This window comes from Pseudomonas sp. Sample_14, from assembly GCF_004307515.1.
GTDB lineage: Bacteria > Pseudomonadota > Gammaproteobacteria > Pseudomonadales > Pseudomonadaceae > Aquipseudomonas > Aquipseudomonas atacamensis.
Genome location: NZ_RCOC01000014.1, coordinates 26,179 through 46,980, shown reverse-complemented (window position 1 = coordinate 46,980; position 20,802 = coordinate 26,179). Strand labels below are relative to the sequence as shown.

The 20,802-nt window shown below is 59.1% G+C and carries 23 protein-coding genes; 11 read left to right on the top strand and 12 right to left on the bottom strand.

The features are described from left to right. Positions 1-127: 127 nt before the first annotated feature. Together D8U61_RS02780 and D8U61_RS02775 are read left to right on the top strand one after the other, a co-directional pair. Positions 128-1,669, top strand: a complete 1,542-nt coding sequence (locus D8U61_RS02780) for a DUF2235 domain-containing protein (RefSeq protein WP_130926382.1) — start codon at positions 128-130, stop codon at positions 1,667-1,669. Further along, positions 1,669-2,325 (top strand): DUF2931 family protein, encoded by a 657-nt coding sequence (locus tag D8U61_RS02775; protein WP_110601045.1) that lies wholly within the window; start codon positions 1,669-1,671, stop codon positions 2,323-2,325. The genes D8U61_RS02780 and D8U61_RS02775 overlap by 1 nt, the downstream gene beginning before the upstream one ends. A gap of 106 nt (positions 2,326-2,431) precedes the next feature. Here the strand turns inward: D8U61_RS02775 and D8U61_RS02770 are convergent, their stop codons facing one another. The 3 genes from D8U61_RS02770 to D8U61_RS02760 form a co-directional block, all read right to left on the bottom strand. Beyond that, complete coding sequence (locus tag D8U61_RS02770; protein ID WP_130926381.1) at positions 2,432-3,535, bottom strand: DNA alkylation repair protein; 1,104 nt, start codon at positions 3,533-3,535, stop codon at positions 2,432-2,434. A gap of 2 nt (positions 3,536-3,537) precedes the next feature. Beyond that, a complete protein-coding gene (locus D8U61_RS02765) occupies positions 3,538-4,143 on the bottom strand; it encodes a glutathione S-transferase (protein WP_130926380.1) in 606 nt (201 codons plus the stop codon). A gap of 61 nt (positions 4,144-4,204) precedes the next feature. Next, positions 4,205-5,113 (bottom strand): MurR/RpiR family transcriptional regulator, encoded by a 909-nt coding sequence (locus tag D8U61_RS02760; RefSeq protein ID WP_130888770.1) that lies wholly within the window; start codon positions 5,111-5,113, stop codon positions 4,205-4,207. 405 nt (positions 5,114-5,518) lie between these two features. On the opposite strand from D8U61_RS02760, the gene D8U61_RS02755 reads away from it, so the two are divergent. The 3 genes from D8U61_RS02755 to D8U61_RS02745 all read left to right on the top strand — a co-directional run bounded on the left by D8U61_RS02755 (position 5,519) and on the right by D8U61_RS02745 (position 8,069). Next, positions 5,519-5,923, top strand: a complete 405-nt coding sequence (locus D8U61_RS02755; protein WP_016775095.1) for a TraR/DksA family transcriptional regulator — start codon at positions 5,519-5,521, stop codon at positions 5,921-5,923. A 228-nt stretch (positions 5,924-6,151) separates the two neighbouring features. Next, positions 6,152-7,756, top strand: a complete 1,605-nt coding sequence (locus tag D8U61_RS02750; RefSeq protein ID WP_130926379.1) for a methyl-accepting chemotaxis protein — start codon at positions 6,152-6,154, stop codon at positions 7,754-7,756. Positions 7,757-7,865: 109 nt separating this feature from the next. Beyond that, positions 7,866-8,069: a hypothetical protein gene (locus D8U61_RS02745; protein WP_016775093.1), complete on the top strand. Its 204-nt coding sequence runs from the start codon at positions 7,866-7,868 to the stop codon at positions 8,067-8,069. 6 nt (positions 8,070-8,075) lie between these two features. Here D8U61_RS02745 and D8U61_RS02740 read toward each other — a convergent pair whose 3' ends face one another. Both D8U61_RS02740 and D8U61_RS02735 read right to left on the bottom strand, forming a co-directional pair. Beyond that, positions 8,076-8,315: a DUF2789 family protein gene (locus D8U61_RS02740; RefSeq protein WP_016775092.1), complete on the bottom strand. Its 240-nt coding sequence runs from the start codon at positions 8,313-8,315 to the stop codon at positions 8,076-8,078. A gap of 50 nt (positions 8,316-8,365) precedes the next feature. Beyond that, positions 8,366-8,638 (bottom strand): hypothetical protein, encoded by a 273-nt coding sequence (locus tag D8U61_RS02735; protein ID WP_125926954.1) that lies wholly within the window; start codon positions 8,636-8,638, stop codon positions 8,366-8,368. A gap of 398 nt (positions 8,639-9,036) precedes the next feature. Between D8U61_RS02735 and D8U61_RS02730 the strand changes: the two genes are divergently transcribed. From D8U61_RS02730 to D8U61_RS02715, 4 genes are all read left to right on the top strand, one after another. Continuing rightward, entirely contained in the window at positions 9,037-9,507 is a 471-nt protein-coding gene (locus D8U61_RS02730; RefSeq protein ID WP_125926955.1) for a hypothetical protein, read from the top strand. Next, positions 9,504-9,701, top strand: a complete 198-nt coding sequence (locus D8U61_RS02725) for a hypothetical protein (RefSeq protein ID WP_016775089.1) — start codon at positions 9,504-9,506, stop codon at positions 9,699-9,701. Before D8U61_RS02730 ends, D8U61_RS02725 begins: the two co-directional genes overlap by 4 nt. Positions 9,702-9,826: 125 nt before the next feature. Beyond that, entirely contained in the window at positions 9,827-10,843 is a 1,017-nt protein-coding gene (locus D8U61_RS02720) for an ABC transporter substrate-binding protein (protein ID WP_024013250.1), read from the top strand. 92 nt (positions 10,844-10,935) lie between these two features. Beyond that, positions 10,936-11,376: a DUF3995 domain-containing protein gene (locus D8U61_RS02715; RefSeq protein ID WP_122507960.1), complete on the top strand. Its 441-nt coding sequence runs from the start codon at positions 10,936-10,938 to the stop codon at positions 11,374-11,376. Between the two features lie 114 nt (positions 11,377-11,490). Here D8U61_RS02715 and D8U61_RS02710 read toward each other — a convergent pair whose 3' ends face one another. The 7 genes from D8U61_RS02710 to D8U61_RS02680 all read right to left on the bottom strand — a co-directional run bounded on the left by D8U61_RS02710 (position 11,491) and on the right by D8U61_RS02680 (position 18,654). Continuing rightward, positions 11,491-11,853 carry a Na+/H+ antiporter subunit G gene (locus D8U61_RS02710; protein WP_071172758.1) on the bottom strand — a complete coding sequence of 121 codons (363 nt, stop codon included), beginning with the start codon at positions 11,851-11,853 and terminating at the stop codon, positions 11,491-11,493. Continuing rightward, the gene (locus tag D8U61_RS02705; protein ID WP_130926378.1) at positions 11,850-12,128 is read right to left on the bottom strand and encodes a K+/H+ antiporter subunit F; all 279 of its coding nucleotides are present in this window, start codon (positions 12,126-12,128) and stop codon (positions 11,850-11,852) included. The genes D8U61_RS02710 and D8U61_RS02705 overlap by 4 nt, the downstream gene beginning before the upstream one ends. Beyond that, positions 12,125-12,613, bottom strand: a complete 489-nt coding sequence (locus tag D8U61_RS02700; protein ID WP_130926377.1) for a Na+/H+ antiporter subunit E — start codon at positions 12,611-12,613, stop codon at positions 12,125-12,127. The genes D8U61_RS02705 and D8U61_RS02700 overlap by 4 nt, the downstream gene beginning before the upstream one ends. Next, positions 12,610-14,289, bottom strand: a complete 1,680-nt coding sequence (locus D8U61_RS02695) for a monovalent cation/H+ antiporter subunit D (protein WP_122612510.1) — start codon at positions 14,287-14,289, stop codon at positions 12,610-12,612. The genes D8U61_RS02700 and D8U61_RS02695 overlap by 4 nt, the downstream gene beginning before the upstream one ends. Next, positions 14,286-14,630, bottom strand: a complete 345-nt coding sequence (locus D8U61_RS02690) for a Na+/H+ antiporter subunit C (protein WP_016775082.1) — start codon at positions 14,628-14,630, stop codon at positions 14,286-14,288. The genes D8U61_RS02695 and D8U61_RS02690 overlap by 4 nt, the downstream gene beginning before the upstream one ends. Continuing rightward, on the bottom strand, positions 14,630-17,548 hold the full coding sequence (locus D8U61_RS02685; protein ID WP_130926376.1) for a monovalent cation/H+ antiporter subunit A: 2,919 nt from the start codon (positions 17,546-17,548) through the stop codon (positions 14,630-14,632). Before D8U61_RS02685 ends, D8U61_RS02690 begins: the two co-directional genes overlap by 1 nt. Before the next feature lie 170 nt (positions 17,549-17,718). Then, positions 17,719-18,654, bottom strand: coding sequence for a DMT family transporter (locus D8U61_RS02680; RefSeq protein ID WP_130926375.1), 936 nt, complete (start codon positions 18,652-18,654; stop codon positions 17,719-17,721). A gap of 85 nt (positions 18,655-18,739) precedes the next feature. Here D8U61_RS02680 and D8U61_RS02675 point away from each other — a divergent pair, with 85 nt between their 5' ends. Then, entirely contained in the window at positions 18,740-19,303 is a 564-nt protein-coding gene (locus D8U61_RS02675) for an XRE family transcriptional regulator (protein ID WP_024013243.1), read from the top strand. Continuing rightward, complete coding sequence (locus D8U61_RS02670; protein WP_130926374.1) at positions 19,304-20,707, top strand: FAD/NAD(P)-binding protein; 1,404 nt, start codon at positions 19,304-19,306, stop codon at positions 20,705-20,707. Positions 20,708-20,802 lie beyond the last annotated feature (95 nt).

Below are 20,802 nucleotides of genomic sequence, written 5' to 3'. Positions count from 1 at the left end.
CATTCCTTTTTGGGAGTGAGCCTGCTCGCACTGACGCTCCATGGCTGGCACACCGCCACGGCTTGCACCGCCCCCTCCCGGCTGTCACCCTTCTGGCCGTTCTTCAAGGATCAGAAGGAATCAAGGATTGAGTGGCTACGTTCCAAACCCGCCGAAAAACTATCGCTACGAAGAAGCCAAACCCGTCGACATACACGCCCAGCATTGGGCCGAGTATGAGAAGCATGGGAAAGAGCCTGCGCGCGCGCCTGAGAAAATCGGAATTGCGTTGAGGATCGGGGTTTTCTTCGATGGCACGGGCAACAATGCGAACAACTCTACTGCGGGGTTGTTGTGTGGTGCTCAGCATCCAATTGCGCCTGAGGATATCGATGCCAGTTGCAAGCCCTATATGCGCAATCCAGATAGTAGCTATGCCAATGAAACAACCAACGTGTACAAACTGAGCGAACTGTACGTCGCACCTCAGAAAGCCGAAGGAGACGGCTCGCACAAGCGGGCGTTTCGCAGGGTGTACATAGAGGGGATTGGCACTCAATCGGGAGAAGAGGACAGTACATTCGGAGCGGGCACCGGCCGCGGAGACACGGGTATAGCGGGTCGTGTCCAACAATCATTTAGCGAGATCAAATCGCGTATTGAAGATGTAATTAACGAAAATCCAAACAGTGAAATTACTTCGCTGACTTTCGATACGTTCGGATTTAGTCGAGGCGCAGCTGCCGCGAGGCATTTTGCCAATGCAGTCGTCCGCGGAAAACAAGGGCCACTCGGAGATGTATTGCGCAACAATGCGAGCGACTTTAGTCGCACCTTCATCGATCAGTACCAAGGCAGCATCAACATGGGATTCATCGGGCTGTTCGACACTGTGCCGTCGGTTGCTGGCTGGTCGAATCTTGGCAACGTTAAAAGTCCTGTGGCCACGGGTATCAAGCTATACCTCGACCGGCGGTTTTTTACTGACGTCGTTCAGCTGTCGGCGCGGGACGAATATCGCGCTAATTTCGCATTGAGTCGCGTTAAAGCCGACCACTTGGAAGTCATTCTTCCAGGGGTGCATTCCGACATCGGCGGCGGTTACCGCGATGACATTGAAGAGTGTGTACTGGTCAGTCCAATGCAAACGCTTGAGGTCTCGAAGTTTACCGATGTATCTACTACGTCGATCTACCGCGATGCCATGGTCATTAAAAATGAGTGGATCTCAAGGGGGTGGCCCGAAGATCTGCTGGAAATTGTTACGCCGGACGCGCTTCTCCTGCCCGTGGATCAACAGGACCGGCTCAGTCCCCGTAGAAAGCGCGTTTATGCAGCTCTGCAACTCAAACGTCCCGTAAGCGGGTTGTTGTCGAGGGTATATCTTCGGGTGATGCATAGCTTGGCAAAAGAGAAGGGGGTTCGCTTCGATGATATTCCAGCCACGGCTGCTTTGGCGGTCCCGTCAGAGCTTCAGGCGTTGTGCGACCGATTTGTCGCAGGTGACTACACCACAACTCAGCAAGAGGAGAACCTGCTGAAGTTGAAATACATTCACATGTCCGCAAATTGGAATCACCCTCTTGGAAGAAGAGACGGCAGCGGAGTCCGCGCCGTCTATATCAATGCGCCCACCGCAGACGCGATTCGCGTGCAGCATCCTCACGTACCTGACTGGACTCTTTGGTAATGAAATTATTTGTCGCCCTGCTACTTGGCGTATGCATAACGGGTTGCCAGTCTTCTGATCTGCTCTCAGCCAAGAGCGATCCAAAGTCGAAATGGTGGGAGCTGGCTTTCACTGAGCCCGATTACATGAAGGTATGGGTGGAGGACAGTTCGGTGCAGGACATAACCGGCAAAGTTTTCTTTAGAACCGGTGGAGGGACTGCTGCGGGCGGAGAGCCTGAAAACGGTACTGACTCTGCTCGCGGCTGGACAGGGGTGGGGGGCAGCGGTAAAAGAGTGGTGGGGGCCGATCTACCCATTCGTATCTATGTTCGCTGGCAATCAATCGTTGAACAGAAAACGTGGCAAGCGTGGGTGGATATTCCAGAGAATGCCAGACAGATAATGGTGACTTCTACCAGTCAACGGTGCCCCGAGAGACCTGACAGGACAGCACGCTTCATGGCCTCTGTTTACTTGGGACTTGCTCCGGGCGGTGTTGTTCAGGTGTGGGTGAGAGACTCATGTCATCGACCGATAAAGGTTGCTCGAGCGCAAGGCGAGATTGAGCCGCTAGGGCCGGAGCTTGGAAAAAACGGTGGACGCTACGCCTATCCCGTCAGCGAAAAGTCCAAGCGCTATATCGAGAAATTCGGCATCCCGTACGGAAGTTGGTAAGCGCTGAAGCCGTGAGTCGTCCACTGTGCCGCCGCGCGCAATGTCGATTCACGGCTGCCAGTGCACTGATCCGCTACCGGCTCTTTTGGTGAATAAACAACTCACCTCAAATCAAAACCTCAAACGCCGCACTCCCCAGCACCTCTCCATTAACCATCACCTGCACCCCATGTCGCCCGGCAAAATGCTTGCGCGTCGTAAAATCCTTGATGACTTGATTCCGTCGCACTACCTCAGTCCCGAAACCCGCTAATCCCAGAGTCTTCAACTTGAAAACCTTCCTCGAAACCCCGCCATTCGCCTTCACATACTCAATCGCATAATCAATCACCAGCCTTTGCTCGTGCGCCACCATGGACTTCACCGTAAACGACAAAGTAATCGCTTCCCCCAACCTCACCACCGCCGGCTCGACCCGCACATCCAACAACTCAACCTCAGCCTTCGCCCCTGCGCCAATCACCGTCAGCGCGCGCACGTCGCCCTGTTTGATCAAACTGCGCAGCGCATGCTTGGCAATCCAGGCCGTATGCTTGTTGTCCAGCGACCAACCTTCAATCGTGTCCAGCACCCACTCCGGATGCACCTTCGTCACGTCATTCAAATGATTCGCCACCGACTTGCGGACGTACAAGCTCTCGTCCGCCTTCAACCGATCCAGTATCCCGGCGGCCAGCCGCGGATCAGCCTGCACCGCTTCCAGGCGAAATGACCATGGCAGGCGAGGGCGGCTGCCTTCGCTGGCTAGGCGTCGAACGTGGTGGTTTTCGTCTCGGGTCCAGTCGTGCATTCGTTCCAGCGAGCGCTCGAGGTCGCTGCGCAAAAAGTAGCGGATGGCGAATTCGGAGGAGCCGAAGGTGGTGAAGTACTTCAGCGCGTCCATTGAGGTGTCGAACGCATGGGCGCCATAGCTCGCGACGTAGTGTGGGAGGCACATGCTGACGAATCCGCTGTTCAGCCGTGGCGCGAGTTCGAACAGCACTTCGAGGGAATCTTCGTAGTCCAGCGGCAGCACGGCATGCAGGCTTTCGCTGACACGCGCCATGCGCTGCATCACTGATAGTTCAGCGAGTCCGTCCTGGGCATGTTTGAGAAACGTCCTGGCCTTGAACGCCGGGTACACCGCGCTCATTTCGTCAGCGATGTGCTGCAAGCGCTCGGCGTTGAAGATTTCCTTTAACGCCGGGGCGGCGGTGTCGGTGGAGCTCATGATCAGTTCATCGGTGTGTTGATGAACGCATCGGTGCCTTCTGCGTAGGCGGTGTACTCGGCGATACGCGCAAAGCGTGTTGCGTCGATCTGATCGGGTACGACGAGTTCGGTGAAGCTCCAGGCAACCGCCAGGCTGATGCCGGCCTGGGCGAGGGAGCCGTCGACAGGCAAGTCACTGTGTTCAAGTTCTTTTTCCAGCGCGGTAAATGCGGCGGCGAGCTGGCCTTCGACGCGTTCGACCCACGGCTGATATTGAATGTCGGCCGGGCGCAGGTTGCGTTCGTAGTAAAGCTGCACGGCTTTTTCGCAGGCGGCGAGGCTCAGGCCGATCAGGCGCAGGGCCTTAGCGCGTTGTTTGAGATCGCTTGGCAGCAGGCTTTTGCCGCAGCTGGCTTCGAGGTAATCGAGGATGAGGGTCGAGTCCATCAGGACCACGCCGTCGTCGAGGATCAATGTGGGCGCCTTGACCACAGGGTTGATCTGCTGGAATCGTTCGAAGTGGCGGAACACCGAGACCGACTCGTGTTCGAGGTCGATCCCCAAGCATTTGGCGGATACCGCTACGCGGCGCACGTAGGGGGAGTCGAGCATGCCGATCAGTTTCATGACGCGTTCCTTCAAGTCGAACCGGTGGGAACGCATAACCTAGCCGAGCGAGAGGCAATTGTCAGTCGTCGAATCCGGGTTGTTCGTGAATCTCATCGACATTCAGTTCCAGCCGATAGGCCACCGCCACAAACAGCGCCTGGCACAAACACAGCGTCGCACTCAGCGAACGAAAGGCCAGCGCACTGCCTTCATTGACCAGCAACACGCTGTTGGCAAGTTTTGCCAGTGGCGACAGAGGGCTGTCGGTGATGATCAGGGCATTGGCGTTCTGCTGCTGTGCGAAGCGCAGGCAGTGTTGGGTTTCCTTGGCGTAGGGCACAAAACTGATGGCGATGACCAGGTCGTTGGCGCGCACGCTGCGCATTTGTTCGCGATAGCTGCCGCCGATGCCGGAAACCAGATGAATGCGCTTCTGCGTGTGCTGCAGGTTGTAAACCAGATAATCGGCGACGGCGAACGAACGGCGGACCCCGACAACGTAAATGTCGTCGGCATTGACGATGAGATCGACGGCCGTATCGAACGTCACCTCGTCCAGTTCGCGGCCCAAGCGTTCGATGCCCGAGAGCGTTGCGTCGATGCATTCGCGGGCCAGGTCGCCGCTGTTGGCGGTCTGCGAGTTGTTGGCGATCAGGCTGCGGATGCGTTGCTGATAGTTTTGCGCTGGCGTGGTTTTGTGCGTCCAGGCCTTGCGGAACAGCGCCTGCATCTCGCTGAAGCCGCTGAACCCGAAACGTTGCGAGAAACGCACAATGGCTGACGGATGCACTTCGCACTCGCGGGCGATATCGCTGATGCGCTCGACCATGATTCGCTCGCTCTGCTGGCTGATGTAGCTGGCGACGCGTTTGAGCTGGCGCGGCAGGGCGTCGTACTCTTCGCTGATCATTTGCAGCAGGCGCTCGGCGTTGACCGGCGGGCTGGCGAAGGAAATTTCGTCTGTGGCCGGCAGAGCGGGGCGGGGCATGGGCAGCATCCTTCAGGCGAGTTGAGCACGCAGTGGGCCTGATAATAGAAGGGCTGCGTAAGCTCTGCCGGGCTGAAACGATGCACCTTGCGAGAATAATCCCGGCTGTCGCTGGCGGGTTGGTTAGCCGTTTGTCTTCTATATACAGCCGCTGGACTGAATTTCTTGCTATAAACGCACTCCGATGGCCGTGTGAAGCCTGTGTCAGAGCAGTTTCCAGGTCCTGTCGGACAAATTCCCTGTATTTACAGTTGCTGAGGTCTTGATCGGGCCTTAGACTGCCGCCCCTCGTAAATTGAGTGCCGGGTGGCGTTTGCAATAAAACGATGCCTTTTCGACGGCCGACACGGTTCGCCGAAACGCTCCCTTATTCGCCTTAATGCACGTTTTTTTATAGAGATATCAATGACAAAGGACAAGTTGCTGGCTATGCCGGCAGATGACTACATGAATGCAGAGCAACACGCTTTCTTCACTGAGCTGTTGCAGAACATGAAAGTCGAAACCCACGAGCGCATTGAGCAAAATCGTATCGCCATCGAAAGCCTGGATACCCCGGCTGACCCGGCGGACGCGGCTTCGGTTGAAGAAGAGCGCACTTGGCTGGTCAACGCGATCGATCGCGACCAGCGCATGCTGCCGCAACTGGAACAAGCCCTTGAGCGCATCAAGGACGACAGCTTTGGCTGGTGCGACGACAGCGGCGAGGCCATCGGCCTGAAGCGCCTGCTGATCAGCCCGACCACCAAGTACTGCATCGAAGCTCAAGAGCGTCACGAGCAGATCGACAAGCACCAGCGTCAGGCCTGATTCCATGGCGGCCCCTGAATAGGGGGGCGCCTGCAAGAGATCGCAGCCTTCGGCAGCTTCTACATGGAGTTGCGGGAGGCTGCGATCTTTGTTTTTGCTCGTCTGCGCTATTTCCCCCGTTGTTCCATTGACCTGCCACAGACCCCACGACTAACGGACCATGGATAATGGCTTTGTAGTGGCGTTTAATGCAGTCACAACAATGAGAACAAACGTGGGGTGATCAAGATGACGAGAGATGGATCTCTGGTTGCGGCGCTGCCTGCACCAGTGCTTTTGCCGAAAAACCGCTGGATCGCGCCGACCCTGCAAAGCATCGCCCTGATGCTGTTGCTGGCCGGCATGGCCATGGCCGAGTGGTCGCTCTACCTCGGCATGCCGCTGGCGGTGCTGATTGTCTGGCTGCCGCGCCTGCGTTCGCGCAACGTTCCAGCTGCTGTCCCGGTCGATAGTGCGAGCGCATTGTCCGCACTGACTCGCGATCTTTCCTACACCACCAGTCACAACGCACTGTCAGCCGCCGGCGTGGCGTTCTCGGTCAAGGCGCTGGCGAACAAACTCGAATCGCAACTCGACGCGGCGGCGCAGATCGTCAGCAACGCCGAGGTGATGATCGCCACCGAACAGGCGACTTCACAGCTCAGTCGCGACGCGCTGGATGCCGCCAGCCAAGCGCATCACAGCAGCGCGGCGGGGCGCAGCGAACTGCTCGACTCGATTTCGCGCATGCAGCAACTCAGTCAGCGCGCCAACGCCAGCCGCGAATTGATCGAGGCCCTGAGTGTGCGCAGCGACGACATTCAGCGGGTGACGCTGGTGATCCAGTCGATTGCCAGCCAGACCAACCTGTTGGCGTTGAACGCTGCGATTGAAGCAGCCCGGGCCGGTGAGCATGGTCGCGGTTTCGCTGTGGTCGCCGACGAGGTGCGCGGACTGGCCGCGCGTACGGCGGCGGCCACGGGTGAGGTCGGTGAGATGGTTGCAGACATTCAGCAACGCACCGCGCAAGTGGTGGCGCAGATTCGCGAGTTGTCGAGCAATCTGCACACCGGCGTCGAACAGGTCGAGCATACCGGTCAGCATCTGGAAAACATCGCGCGACTTGCCGCCGGAGTGGAAACCCAGGTCAGCGAAATCGCCCGGGGCGCGCAAACCAATCGCGAGCAGCTTGACGCGCTGTTCATCGCCATCGAGCAAATGCGCAGCGATCTGGCAATCAGCGATCAGCAGACCCGCCGCCTCGCCGAGGCCGCTGTGCAGATGGAAGGACAGGCGGAAACCATCAGCGAACGCCTGGCCGAGGTCGGCCTGGATGACTATCACCAGCGCATTTATGACTTGGCGCGCGAAGGTGCGAGCCAGATCGCGGCGCGCTTCGAGGCGGATGTCGAGCAGGGGCGGATCAGCCTGGATGACCTGTTCGATCGCAGCTACCAGCTGATTTCGGGCACCGAACCAGCCAAATTTCAAACCCGCTTTGATCGATACACCGATCAGGTCTTGCCGGCGATTCAAGAACCTTTATTGGCGCGTCATGAAGGGCTGATTTTTGCGATTGCATGCACGCAGCAGGGTTATGTACCGACGCACAACCAGGCATTCAGCCAGCCATTGACCGGCGATGTGCAGGTCGACACGGTAAATAATCGCACCAAACGCAAATTCGCTGACCGCACCGGTATCCGCTGCGGCAGCCATCAGCAACCGGTGCTGTTGCAGACTTACACGCGCGATACGGGTGAGCTGATGCATGATTTATCGGTGCCGATCATGATCAAGGGCCGACACTGGGGCGGGTTGCGTCTGGGCTATAAACCTGAGAATCCGCGCTGAGATTATTACCGGTGACGCAATGAATCTGTGCACGGCGGTTGCTGTTTCCTCTCGACGGAAAGCATTAATCTGACGACTTAGTTAGGTAGCTAATTATTTCGGAGGGCACATGCAGTGCAGGGTAGACGTGGCAGTGATGATCGGCAGCGGTGTTCCGGCCGGCTTACGTGCGATGGGGCGCAGTGTTTGCTGGGTAGTTTTGCTCAACGGGGAGCGACGCGGCACAGCCTTCGCCAGTCGCGATGAAGCGGAGGAGTGCAAGGCTGCCTGGCTCGAACAATTGAACATCGAGCCCGGCGACAGCCTGCACTGATCGTACTTACTTGCCGCGATGCAAACGTACGTTCAGCTCATCGACGATCGGCGCTTCTTCGCCATCGGCCCGCAGCCATTCCTTGAGTAATTGCGCCTGCTGGGGTGACCAGAAGTCGGCATCGATGAGTTTAGTGTCCGGATCCAGCGGATGTGCTTCGACAAAATCATTGATCGACGCCTCATCCGAGGGCAGGCCCAGCTGTTCGAAAAGGGTGGTCAGGTTAAGCTCGGTTGGCAGTTCCATCATCTACTCCTGGGTCGGTGCCGGTGCGGCTTGTTCGTTCACTCCCCTTATCAGAGGCAGGCGCTGGCGTGGAGTTCGATTTTTGATTCAAGCGAGCGGGCGAGAGCGCAGGCTTCGTTGTGATTGCCGCGGAAACCTCTGACACGTCCGGTAGATATCTCCTTGATGTGAAAGAACGCAATACCCGCCGGCACCACTTGAAAGTGCGGGGGTCGATGATTGTTAGAAGATGTCGGAAGGTTGTCGAGGTCGGCAACCTTCATCGTCAGAGGTGTGTTGATTCGCGCGTCGGCCGACGTGGCAAAATGAGTCAAAGTGCACATATGAAGTCCTTTTCATCAGTCGGCCGGGATTTAACGGCCGTTGCGGGTAGTCGTAAGGAGCATCGCTGCTCTAGAATCGCCAGTACCTGTTGACGACCGGGCTTATCTAAAGCAATTTTTCGCCAGCGATATGTCGGAAAAGTGCTTTTTTTCGTGAGAAATTTCCCTGAAGTTCGTAGTCAGATCTTGCTCTAGTCGCACTTGAGTCTTTTTCCTTCAAGCTTTGCCGATTTCGGAGCGGGTTCCGCTAATGACAATCCAGTAGTCTACGAACCTTGCGATCAAGAGCGCTTCGCTCGCTTCGGGTTTTTGAGTGATTTTGCAGTTTTCATCGGCATTGCCGTTTTTTGCCGTGCGTGTTTTCCGCTGCACGGTTTTTCAAATGTGGGGATGTTTCTTTGGCAGTCAGTAACCTCGATATGCATGCTTTGTTCGTGCTGGGTGATTTGCGTGCAAAGCTGGTCAAGCAATTCCAATCACGTTTTGTTTACATCACCGAGCAAAACGCCGAAGGCATTTACATTGCCGAAATCGACACCGAAAGTGCATTGGTGGTCGATGACAAACCGGGGCTCAAGCTCAAGGTCGGCGACCATTTCATCGCGTCAGTGTTGCCCAGCCGTGAAGGCGGCAAGATGGACATTCGTTTTCGCGACATCAAACTCACGGTTTACGGCTTGGGCGACTACGCATTTGTCAGTACGGCCGACGGTCACGCGATTCTGTTCAAGGAAGGTCATAGCGTCGTCACGGTGTTCGCCGCCAGTGAACAATTGCAGGAAGGCCTGACCAAAACCTTGAAAGCCGTCACCGCCAAGGCTGCCAAATGGCGCAAAGGTGAACTGATTTCCTTCAAGGCCAGCGAGTGAGCCGCGCGCACTTCCATTCGCAAAATCTCGACAGCGCACGCGAAGACGCTCAGCGCCTGTTCGCCCGCAAGGCCGAACTGCAAGGTGCCTGGCTGAGTTGGGTGGCGTCGCAGCTCTACGCATTGCAACCGGCGGCTTACGCCAGCATGGTCAGACGTGAGCTGCAAAGCCTGCAGGAAAAGTCTGAAACGTAACCTCGCGCACGGTAGACCCCGGAAAAAGCAGGAACCTCGGCTAAAGTCAGTTGACTGAGTCATTCAGAGGCTTGCGTTTCTGTCAGGCCAACTGCCATTGCTGTGAACAGCACGAGGTGTGATGCATGAACGGATTTCGACGGTTACTGGCCGCCAGCGTGGCCACCTTTGGTTTGCTGACGTCAGCGCAATCGCTGCAGGCGGCACAGGCGCCGATCCACTTTGCCGACCTGAACTGGGAAAGCGGCAGCCTGATCACCGAGGTGCTGCGGGTGATCGTCGAGAAAGGCTATGGCTTGCCGACCGATACCTTGCCGGGTACCACTATTACTCTTGAGACCGCGCTGGCCAACAATGACATCCAGGTGATTGGCGAGGAGTGGGCCGGGCGCAGTCCGGTCTGGGTCAAGGCCGAAGCCGAGGGCAAGGTCGTCGGTCTGGGCGATACGGTAAAGGGTGCCACTGAAGGCTGGTGGGTGCCGGAATACGTAATCAAGGGCGATCCGGCCAAAGGCATCAAGCCACTGGCGCCGGATCTGCGCAGTGTCACTGATCTGAAGAAATACAAGGACGTGTTCAAGGACCCGGAAAGCCCGGGCAAAGGGCGTTTCCTCAACAGCCCGATCGGCTGGACGTCGGAAGTGGTCAACAAGCAGAAGCTCACGGCGTATGGCTTGCAGGACGACTACACCAACTTCCGCAGCGGTTCCGGCGCTGCGCTGGATGCCGAGATCAGCTCTTCGATTCGTCGCGGCAAACCAGTGCTGTTCTATTACTGGTCGCCGACGCCACTGCTTGGCAAATTCAAACTGGTGCAACTGGAAGAGCCGCCGTTCGATGCCGAGGCGTGGAAGACGCTGACAGACGCCGATAATCCCAATCCGAAACCAACCCGCTCGCTGGCATCGAAACTGTCGATTGGCGTGTCTACGCCGTTTCAAAAGCAGAACCCGCAAATTGCCGAGTTCTTCAGCAAGGTCGATTTTCCCATCGAGCCGCTGAACAAGGCACTGGCGGATATGAGTGACAAGCACACCGCGCCTCGTGAGGCGGCGGTCGCGTTCATGAAGACGCATCCGGATGTGTGGCAGGCGTGGCTGCCCAAGGATGTGGCCGACAAGGTGACGGCTGATCTGAAATAACGCGGTCAATGCCGTGCACCGCCGACCGGTCGTGCACGGCCAAAAAATCCGACTACGATGGTTTGTTCAAATCCCTTTGAAGGATTTCAACCATGACCTTTGTGTTGGCTCAATGGCTGGTGACTGTGTTCGCGGCAATCGGCCTGATGCATGTGTATTGGGCGTTGGGTGGGCAATGGGCGGCTGCGGTGGTGGTGCCGCAGGTGCCGGTGTCGGGCTTCGTGGACACGGTACGCCCGGCCTTCAAGCCCTCAGGCTGGCTGACGCTGGCAGTGGCGGCTGTGCTGCTGATAATTGCAGCGCTGGTTTGTATGCGGGTCGGTTGGGGCGTGCCGGCGGTGCAGCACAAGGCACTGCAATGGGTGATCAGCGCGATCGCGTTGCTGATGTTCGCTCGGGCGATCGGTGATTCGAATCTGGTCGGGTTCTTCAAGGAGGTGAAGGATTCGCGATTTGCGCGGCTGGATACCTGGGTGTATTCGCCGTTGTGTGCGCTGCTGGGGGCGGGGTTGTTGGCAGTAGCGTGGGTTTGAGCCGATCCGGAATTGGCGACGCCCCGACTGGCCTCTTCGCGAGCAGGCTCGCTCCCACAATCGAGGGCGCGTTCCTACTGTAGCGATGGCGCCATCACCGGCGCCACAAAATCATCAGTTACCACTTTCAGTCTGACGACTGCTCACCTCGGCCGGCACATCATCCCCGGCCATACGTTTGCGGAACAACGCCGCCCGCGCCAGCAGCAGGGTGGTCACCGGCACGGTGATCGCCAACAGGACCGGAATCAACCAGGCATGCACCACTGGTGCGGATTTCAATGCCGAAAAGCAGATGATCGACGCCAGTGCCACACACCAGGCACCGAGTGTCGAGGCCAGCGCCGGAGGGTGCATGCGCTGGAAGTAATCCTTCATGCGCAGCAATCCGGTTGCGCCCAGCAGGGTAAACACGCCGCTGAGCACCAGCAGCACCGCCACCGGAATCTCGACCCATAAAGACAATTCGGCATTCATTCGATCACCTCGCCACGCAGCAGGAATTTCGCCAGGGCAAAGGAGCCGACGAAGCCGAACAGCGCGATCAGCAGCGCCGCTTCGAAGTAGGTATCACTGGCGTAACGAATGCCCAGGGTCAGCATCATCAGCATGGCGACGATATACAGGTAATCCAGCGCCAGTACCCGATCCTGAGCTGACGGGCCTTTGAACAGGCGCACCAGGGTCATCGCCATCGCCACGCAGTACAGAAACAGCGTCAGCAGAATCGCATTCGACAGCAATGGGCTCATTCGAAAATCTCCATCAACGGTCGCTCGTAGGTGCTTTTGAAGTGCTCGATAAACTGCGCCTCGTCGTGCAGGTCCCAGACGTGCAGCAACAGAACGCTGCGGTCCAGCGCCAGCTCCGACCATACCGTCCCGGGCACCACGGTGCAGATCATCGCCAGTGCCGCCAGACCATGAGCATCGCGCAGATCCAGCGGCACCTTGATAAAGCATGAGTTGGGCGGACGACGTCCGGCGTTGACTACGCCCCAGGCGACGATCAGGTTGGACATGATGACGTCGCGGCCGACCAGGAGGAACAGACGCAGGATGGCGATGGGATTGCGGATGCGCGCACGTTTCGGCCGCAATTTGCGCATCATCAGCGGCGCAGCGAAACCCAGCGCGGCACCGAGCAGCAGATTGCCCGGGCTGACGGACAGGTTCAGGGTCAGCCACAGAATCCACAGGGCCAGCGATAACCACGGAGCCGGGAACAGTCGATTCATGGCTGCACCTCGAGCATGTCGGCTCTGGCTTGCGGGCTCGGCACCGCCCGAGTGCCTAGAACTGCGAACACATATTGCTGCGGATTGTTCAGCGCATCGGCCGTGGCCTGGGTGTAGCGCAGCAGCGGTTCAGCCTTGAACGTAAGGGCAATGCTCAGCCCGAGCAGCAGGAAAATCGGCGCGCATTCGAGTTTGCGCAGCAATGGTGACGGGCGCTCTTCCGGCGTCCAGAAGCGCTGGATACCCAGGCGAGAGAAGGCCATGAGGGAAGCCAGACCGGTCAGGATCAACAGGGCCAGCAATCCCCATGCGCCGGGAGACAGCGGCGCCGCAGTGCCAAGTCCCAACGGGTTGAGCAATGCCCCGATCAGGCTGAGCTTGCCGATGAACCCGGACAGCGGTGGCATGCCGATGATCAACAGCGCGCAGGCAATGAAGCTCAAACCAAGAAAGGCCATGGTCCACGGGATGACTTGGCCGACCACGGCTTTCTGCTCGTCGTCGAGGTTGATGCCCTTGGGCGGTTGCAGGGATTCCTGTGGACGCGGCAGCAGTTCGCTTTCGTCCTCGAGGGGAATCTCGTTGGCCGAGCGCGAGCGCTCGATCAGTTCGGCAAGCATGAACAATGCGCTCAGCGCCAGGGTCGAGCTGACCAGATAGAACAGCGCAGCGCCGATCAGGTTCGGCTGGGCGAAACCGATCGCCGAGAGCAGGATCCCCGCCGACACCAGAATGCTCAGGCTGGCCATGCGCTCCAGGCGTTGCGCGGCGATAATCGCCAGCCCTGCGCAAGCCATGGTCGCCATGCCGCCGTAAATCAGCCAGTCGCCGCCGAAGAATGCCGAGGCGCCGGCCTGGCCGGAAAACAACAGGGTCCACAAGCGCAGCAGGGTGTAGACGCCGACCTTGGTCATGATCGCAAACATCGCCGCCACCGGCGCGCTGGCCGAGGAATAGGCCGGCACCAGCCAGAAATTCAGCGGCCACATGCCAGCCTTGGCCAGAAACGCTACCGCTAGAATCCCTGCCCCAGCGTGCAGCAAGCCACGGTCGGCTTCCGGCACCAGCGGGATCTTCATCGCCAGATCGGCCATGTTCAGCGTGCCGGTCACCCCGTAGATCAACGCAGCGCCGATCAAAAACAGTGACGATGCCAGCAGGTTGATCGAAATGTAATGCAACCCCGACGATACCCGCGCCCGGCCAGAGCCGTGCAGCAATAAACCGTAGGACGCGGCGAGCAACACTTCGAAGAACACGAACAGGTTGAACAGATCCGCGGTCAGGAACGCGCCATACAGGCCCATCAGCTGGATCTGAAACAGAGCGTGAAAGCTTGAGCCGGCGCCGTCCCAGCGGGCCATGGCAAACAGCAACGCGCTGACGCCGATAACGCCGGTCAGCACCAGCATCAGTGCCGACAGGCGATCAACCACCAGAACGATGCCGAACGGTGCCTGCCAGTTGCCCGGCAGGTACACGCCGATGGAACCGGGCACCCCGGTGGTCTGCGTCCATTGCAGCAGCATCACTGAAATGAACAGGCCGAGGAGGCTGGAGAACAGATTGATTTTCGCCTTCAGCGGCCGATGCTTTTCGCCGAGCATCAGCATGATCGCCGCGGTCAGCAGCGGCAGCAGGATCGGTGCGGCGATCAGGTGAGTCATCGCCATCATTCTTTAGGCTCCCGGCCGTCGACGTGGTCGGTGCCGGTCAGGCCGCGCGAGGCGAGCAATACGACGAGGAACAGTGCGGTCATGGCGAAGCTGATGACGATCGCCGTCAGTACCAGCGCCTGGGGCAGCGGGTCGGTGTAATGCAGCAAGTCCTGGGTCACGCCGTCCTTGATCACCGGTTCCTTGCCGATGAACAAGCTGCCCATGCTGAAAATGAACAGGTTCACTGCATACGACAACAGACACAGGCCCATGACCACCTGAAAGGTTCGCGGGCGCAGGATCAGCCAGACCCCGGACGCGGCAAGAATGCCGATGGCGATTGCGATGACTTCTTCCATCAGACGGCTCCTTTGCTGGCGACGGACTTGGGCAGCGAGGCCGTCTTGTGGCCGCGCACCGATTGGTGGGCGAGGGCGGTGAGGATCAACAACGTCGATCCGACCACCACGGCGTACACGCCGACGTCGAAGAACAGCGCACTGGCAATATGGATATCACCGAGCAACGGCACGCTGATGTGCCAAGTGTGAGTGGTCAGGAACGGATAACCGGCGACTAGCGCACCGAGACCGGTGGCAGTGGCGAACAGCAGCCCGGTGCCCATCCAGCGCAATGGCCGCAGGCTCATTTGTGCTTCGACCCACTGCGTGCCGGCAACCATGTATTGCAGGATAAAGGCCACCGACATCACCAGCCCGGCGACAAAACCGCCGCCCGGCTGATTGTGCCCGCGCATGAACAGATAAAACGAGACCACCAGGGCGACAGGCAGCAGCAGGCGCACCAGTACCGCCGGCACCATCATGAAGCCGAGCGCGGTGTCGCTGGCCGAACGCGGGTTGACCAGATCGGTGACCACGTCCGGTGCCAGCAGACGTTGCTGGGCCGGCAACTGCAAGCTTTCCTTCGGCGGACGGAAGCGCCGCAGCAGGGCGAACACGGTGAGCGCCACGGCGGCCAGCACGGTGATTTCGCCGAGGGTATCGAAACCTCGGAAGTCCACCAGCATCACGTTGACCACGTTGCTGCCGCCGCCTTCGGGCAGGGCGCGACTGAGGTAGAACGAGGAAATATGGTTCGGCGTCTGCCGGGTGAGCATGGCGTAGGACAGCAGGGCCATGCCGGCGCCGACGGCAATCGACAGCAGTAAATCGCGCAGACGACGAATACGCGCCTTGCGCAGGCTGCTCGGCAATGGTGAGACTTCTTCGATGCGTCGCGGCAACCAGCGCAGGCCAAGCAGGATCAACACCGTGGTCACCACTTCGACTGCCAGTTGCGTCAGCGCCAGATCCGGCGCCGAGAACCAGACGAAGGTCACGCAGGTCATCAAGCCACAGACGCTGACCATGGTCAGCGCGGCGAGACGGTGATATTTCGCCTGCCATGCGGCGCCAAGCGCACAGGCAATCGCCAGCAGCCACAGGGTCACGAAGACAATGGATCCGGGGATTTTCGGCCGGTCGCCCCAAGTCAGCGTGCTGTGCAGCATCGGGATCAGACCGGCGAGCACGGCGGCCGAAACCATCAGGAACAACTGCATCTGCAAACGCTTGGTGCCCAGGCGCCGCTCGACGCGCCGGGCAATGCGCATCATTACGACCAGACTGCGTTCGAACAAACGCTTGCCGTTGAAGCGGCCCACCAACGGCGGGTACTTGAAACGGCCCAGCTTGAACTGCTTGCGCAGCAGCAGATAGAGGAGGATGCCGCCGGACATGGCGATCAGGCTCATGATCATCGGCGCGTTCAAGCCGTGCCAGATGGCCAGGCTGTATTCCGGCAACTCCCCGCCAACTACAGGCAGCGCTGCAGCGGCGAGCAGTGGCCCGACGATTTGCGCCGGGAAAATCCCCACCAGCAGGCAAGTGAAGACCAGCAACTCGACGGGTGCGCGCATCCAGCGTGGCGGCTCGTGCGGCGTGTGCGGCAGGTCAGTGGCGGTGGGGCCGAAGAACACGTCGACGGTGAAACGCAGGGAGTAGGCCACGCTGAACATGCCGGCGATGGTCGCGACGATCGGCAGAGTGGTTTCGACCCACGCGGTGGCGTTGATGAACACGGTTTCGGCGAAGAACATTTCTTTCGACAGGAAACCGTTGAGCAACGGCACGCCGGCCATTGAGGCGCTGGCGACCATGGCCAGTGTTGCCGTATAGGGAATCAGCTTGATCAGACCGCTGAGTTTGCGAATGTCACGGGTACCGCTTTCGTGGTCAATGATGCCGGCGGCCATGAACAGCGAAGCTTTGAACGTCGCGTGATTGAGAATGTGAAAAACCGCTGCGACCGCGGCCAGTGAACTGTTCAGGCCCAAAAGCAGAGTGATCAGGCCAAGATGGCTGATGGTCGAGTAGGCCAGCAAACCTTTGAGATCGTTCTGGAACATCGCGCAGTACGCGCCAAGCAACAGCGTACAGGCGCCGGCTCCGCTGACGATGTAGAACCATTCCTCACTGCCGGACAGCGACGGCCACAGACGTGCCAAAAGGAAAACCCCGGCCTTGACCATGGTCGCCGAGTGCAGATAGGCCGAGACGGGCGTCGGTGCCGCCATCGCGTGGGGCAGCCAGAAGTGAAACGGGAATTGCGCGCTTTTGCTCAGCGCGCCGATCAGGATGAGTGGCAGAAGAGCGGGGTAGAGGGCATGTGCGCGAATCAGATCGCCGGCGGCCAGGACCTTGTCGAGGTCATAGCTGCCGACGACATGGCCGAGAATCATGACCCCGGCCAGCAGACATAACCCGCCAGCACCGGTGACCATCAGCGCCATATAAGCACCGCGCCGCGCATCGGCGCGGTGGTGCCAGTAGCCGATCAGCAGAAACGAGAAGAGGCTGGTCAATTCCCAGAAGAACACGATCTGAATCAGGTTGCCGGAGATCACCAGCCCGAGCATGGCGCCCATGAACGCCAGGAAAAATGCGAAAAAGCGCGGCACCGGGTCGTCCGGCGACATGTAATAACGGGCATATAAAGAGACAAGTGTACCGATGCCGAGCACCAGCATCGAGAACAGCCAGGCGAAGCCGTCCATGCGCAGAATGAAGTTCAGCCCCAGACTCGGCAACCACATGAATTCTTCGCGGATCACGCCGCCGTGAGCGATCTGCGGGTACAGCAACGCGACCTGAACGGTGCCGACCAAAGCGACCAGGCCCGCCAGCAGGGATTCGGCATTACGCGCATTGTGCGGCAGTACCGCTGCCAGACAGCTGCCAATGAACGGCAGAAGCAGTAGAACTATCAGGGACATAGGCTTCTAATCTGCGGAAGTTTGTGAAGCATCATACGTGCCAGCTCCCTGATCACCAAACGCGAGGATGTCTCAGAATCCTACAAAGTAGTCTGGAAATTTGTGTTTGGCGCTGTTTCAGGGGCAACGATGGTGCGGCGCTTTCGCGAGCAGCCAGAAGAGATTGCGGGTCACCCCTGCGTTTCCCGCTCCAGCTCAGCTCCTGCCTCGGTAGACCTTCCCTTGGTCTTCAGCTCACTGATAATCACCGCCGCAACAATCAACCCGGCCCCAACCAGCGCAATTGCCGGCAAGCGCTCCCCGGCAATCCGTCCGACAATCCCGGCCCACACCGGTTCACCGGCATAGATCAACGTCGCCCGAGTCGGCGAAACACTCTTCTGTGCCCAGTTCATCGCTACCTGAATCGCCGCACTCGCCGCGCCCAGGCCCAAAGCCGTCGCCAGCAACAACCAGGAAAACTCCGGAATCACTTCACCGGTCGGCACCACCAGCAAGAATGACAACACCGCCGTCACCGCCAGTTGCACCACCGTCACTCGCCGCACATCCACCTGCCCGGCGAAAGTGCTGATCAAAATGATTTCAGCAGCAATCGCAACGGCGCTGATCAATGTCGCAATTTCTCCGGGACTGAAATTCAGCGCCGCCCCTGAGGGACCCGACAACAACATCAAACCGGTAAACGCCAGCATGATCCCGATACTTGGCATCAACCCCGGACGCCGTCCCAGCACCAGCCATTGCAGCAGCGGCACAAACGGCACGTACAGCGCGGTAATGAACGCCGACTGACTGCTCGGAATGCTTTGCAGCCCGACCGTCTGCAAGCCATAACCAAGCATGATCGCTACACCGATGAACGACCCTGCCTTGACTTCGAACAAGGTCAACTCGCGCAAGTGCCGCCAGGAAAACATCGCCACGATGGCCGCCGCTGCGGCGAAGCGCAGGCCGACGAAAAACATCGGGCCGCTGACCGTCATGGCATGTTGCACAATCAGAAACGTACCGCCCCAGATCATGGTAATCAGCACCAGCACGCACTCGGCTTTGCTGAAGCGGGAGAAGCGGGTTCGGGACGCAGAATTGTTTGGCGACATCATGACCTTGCGCACATTAAAAGGGAGGCCGCACAATGCCGCCAATGTTGCGCAGTATACTGCCCAACCTCACCGAGTGAGCAATATAGTGCACAAAGATTTGACTCAGCGAGCCTCCGTTCTGCAACACGTCAGCCAGAACGTTCGACGCTTGCGCCATGCTGCGGATATGAGCCAGACCGCACTGGCGGAAAAATCCGGGGTGAGCCGACGGATGCTGGTAGCAATCGAGGCAGGCGAAAAGAATGTCAGCCTGACCACGCTTGATCGCGTTGCCGAAGCGCTCGACGTTGCCTTCAGTGATCTGATCCAAGCGCACGATGCGCGCGACCCGAGCCGGATCAATGAGGTTGCCTGGGCGGGCACGATTCCCGGCAGCAGAGCCGTGCTACTGTCCAAAGCCACCGCGAGCCGCGAAGTCGAACAATGGGAATGGTGTCTGCAACCGGGCGAGGTCTACCCGTCGCAACCGGACGCCGATGGCTGGAGCGAGCAGATTTACGTATTTGAAGGATGCCTGACACTGATGCTCGGCGATCAGGCGCAGCACATCAATAAAGGAGAGTTTTTCATGTTCGCCAGCAATCAACCGCATGCCTACCGCAACGATGGCGATGTGGCTGCGCGGTTCGTGCGTAATGTGGTGATCTGAATGGAGCAGCCTGCGGACATCCTGATCATCGGCGGCGGCCTCAGTGGCACCATGCTGGCGGTGCAATTGTTACGCCTGCCTGGGCAACGAAGAATTGCGATTATCGAGCCGCGTGCTGAACTGGGACGTGGTGAGGCTTACAGCGCAGTCGAGTTGGGACATACGCTGAACGGCAACGCGGCGCGGATGAGCGTCGACCCGGATAATCCTGATGATCTGACGCAGTGGCTGACCGCGCATATTGCCGGCGGCGGCTGGCCGGAATCGGCTGAGCAGGACGTGCCGGTCAGTGAGCTGTTTCCGCCGCGTGGCCTGTTCGGGGTCTATGTGCAACAGCGTCTGGCCGAAGCCAGGGCAGCGGGTAACCTGCAAGGCTCGACCGTTGAACATTTCTGTGCCGAGGTCGTCGACCTGCATGTTGATGCTGGTTCAGTGCAGCTCACCTTGAGCGATGGCCAGATTTTGCGTGGATCGCAGGCAGTGCTGGCCACCGGCATGTATCCTGCCGCTCGCACGCCGCAGACGCAATCCAGTGGCCTTAACGCCGCCGCGCTCGATCCTTGGGATGTGGCGGCCATGCGTGAACTCGACCCGCAGTCCACCGTGCTGATCATCGGCTCCGGTCTGACCATGGTTGATGCCGTGGTGTCGCTCGAGCAGGCCGGGCATCGCGGGCCGATCGAGGTGTTCTCCCGGCATGGCCTGCTGCCGCACGTGCGCCGTCAACCGCCGGCCTGGGTGGATTTTCTGGCAGCAGATCACAGCATCCGTACGCCCCGCCAGTTGTTGCGCGAATTGCGCCGACATTGTCGCGACGCAATCGCCCAAGGCATCGACTGGCAGGCGCCGCTGGATACGGTTCGCGCGCATATCGCGCGGTTGTGGAGTCAGGCGACTGACGTGCAGCGTCGACAATTCGTACGGCATGTACGGCCATGGTGGGAGAGTCATCACCATCGTTCGCCGCCACTGAGTGCCGAGTTGATCGAACGGCTGCACCAGGAAGGGCGCTTGCGCATTCATGCAGCGTCTTTCAAGGGCATTGAGCCCGGCGCGGGCGATGCTGTGACCATTCGCATCCGTCCGCGGGGTGAGACTGAAACATCTACAGTGAGCGGTGCGGCGCTGATCAACTCCAGCGGTATCGAATACGACTGGCGGCGAGTCGCACGACCGTTGCCGCAGCAATTGCTGGCGCGGGGACTGGTGCAGCCGGGGCCGCTGGCGCTGGGGATCACAGCAAAGGACGGCGCAGTGGTGGATGCCGAAGGGCAGGTGAGCGCTCGGTTGTTCGCCATGGGCCCGCCGTTGCGCGGGATGTGGTGGGAGAGTACGGCGGTGACGGACGTCGCTGCGCAGGCCAAAGCGTTGGCTCGGCGGTTGGTGGATAGCCCGAAAGATTGATGTGTTTTTTCGGGCTTCTTCGCGAGCAGGCTCGCTCCCACAGGGGGAATTTAGGTTGTGACTACAATTTGCGCCACACCATAAATCCTGTGGGA

What these genes read in the sequence shown, in the direction of transcription:
- D8U61_RS02775 (WP_110601045.1), top strand. Translation starts at nt 1,669, where the DNA reads ATGAAATTATTTGTCGCCCTGCTACTTGGCGTATGCATAACGGGTTGC.
- D8U61_RS02770 (WP_130926381.1), bottom strand. Translation starts at nt 3,535, where the DNA reads ATGAGCTCCACCGACACCGCCGCCCCGGCGTTAAAGGAAATCTTCAAC.
- D8U61_RS02765 (WP_130926380.1), bottom strand. Translation starts at nt 4,143, where the DNA reads ATGAAACTGATCGGCATGCTCGACTCCCCCTACGTGCGCCGCGTAGCG.
- D8U61_RS02760 (WP_130888770.1), bottom strand. Translation starts at nt 5,113, where the DNA reads ATGCCCCGCCCCGCTCTGCCGGCCACAGACGAAATTTCCTTCGCCAGC.
- D8U61_RS02755 (WP_016775095.1), top strand. Translation starts at nt 5,519, where the DNA reads ATGACAAAGGACAAGTTGCTGGCTATGCCGGCAGATGACTACATGAAT.
- D8U61_RS02750 (WP_130926379.1), top strand. Translation starts at nt 6,152, where the DNA reads ATGACGAGAGATGGATCTCTGGTTGCGGCGCTGCCTGCACCAGTGCTT.
- D8U61_RS02745 (WP_016775093.1), top strand. Translation starts at nt 7,866, where the DNA reads ATGCAGTGCAGGGTAGACGTGGCAGTGATGATCGGCAGCGGTGTTCCG.
- D8U61_RS02740 (WP_016775092.1), bottom strand. Translation starts at nt 8,315, where the DNA reads ATGGAACTGCCAACCGAGCTTAACCTGACCACCCTTTTCGAACAGCTG.
- D8U61_RS02735 (WP_125926954.1), bottom strand. Translation starts at nt 8,638, where the DNA reads ATGTGCACTTTGACTCATTTTGCCACGTCGGCCGACGCGCGAATCAAC.
- D8U61_RS02720 (WP_024013250.1), top strand. Translation starts at nt 9,827, where the DNA reads ATGAACGGATTTCGACGGTTACTGGCCGCCAGCGTGGCCACCTTTGGT.
- D8U61_RS02715 (WP_122507960.1), top strand. Translation starts at nt 10,936, where the DNA reads ATGACCTTTGTGTTGGCTCAATGGCTGGTGACTGTGTTCGCGGCAATC.
- D8U61_RS02710 (WP_071172758.1), bottom strand. Translation starts at nt 11,853, where the DNA reads ATGAATGCCGAATTGTCTTTATGGGTCGAGATTCCGGTGGCGGTGCTG.
- D8U61_RS02705 (WP_130926378.1), bottom strand. Translation starts at nt 12,128, where the DNA reads ATGAGCCCATTGCTGTCGAATGCGATTCTGCTGACGCTGTTTCTGTAC.
- D8U61_RS02700 (WP_130926377.1), bottom strand. Translation starts at nt 12,613, where the DNA reads ATGAATCGACTGTTCCCGGCTCCGTGGTTATCGCTGGCCCTGTGGATT.
- D8U61_RS02695 (WP_122612510.1), bottom strand. Translation starts at nt 14,289, where the DNA reads ATGATGGCGATGACTCACCTGATCGCCGCACCGATCCTGCTGCCGCTG.
- D8U61_RS02690 (WP_016775082.1), bottom strand. Translation starts at nt 14,630, where the DNA reads ATGGAAGAAGTCATCGCAATCGCCATCGGCATTCTTGCCGCGTCCGGG.
- D8U61_RS02685 (WP_130926376.1), bottom strand. Translation starts at nt 17,548, where the DNA reads ATGTCCCTGATAGTTCTACTGCTTCTGCCGTTCATTGGCAGCTGTCTG.
- D8U61_RS02680 (WP_130926375.1), bottom strand. Translation starts at nt 18,654, where the DNA reads ATGATGTCGCCAAACAATTCTGCGTCCCGAACCCGCTTCTCCCGCTTC.
- D8U61_RS02670 (WP_130926374.1), top strand. Translation starts at nt 19,304, where the DNA reads ATGGAGCAGCCTGCGGACATCCTGATCATCGGCGGCGGCCTCAGTGGC.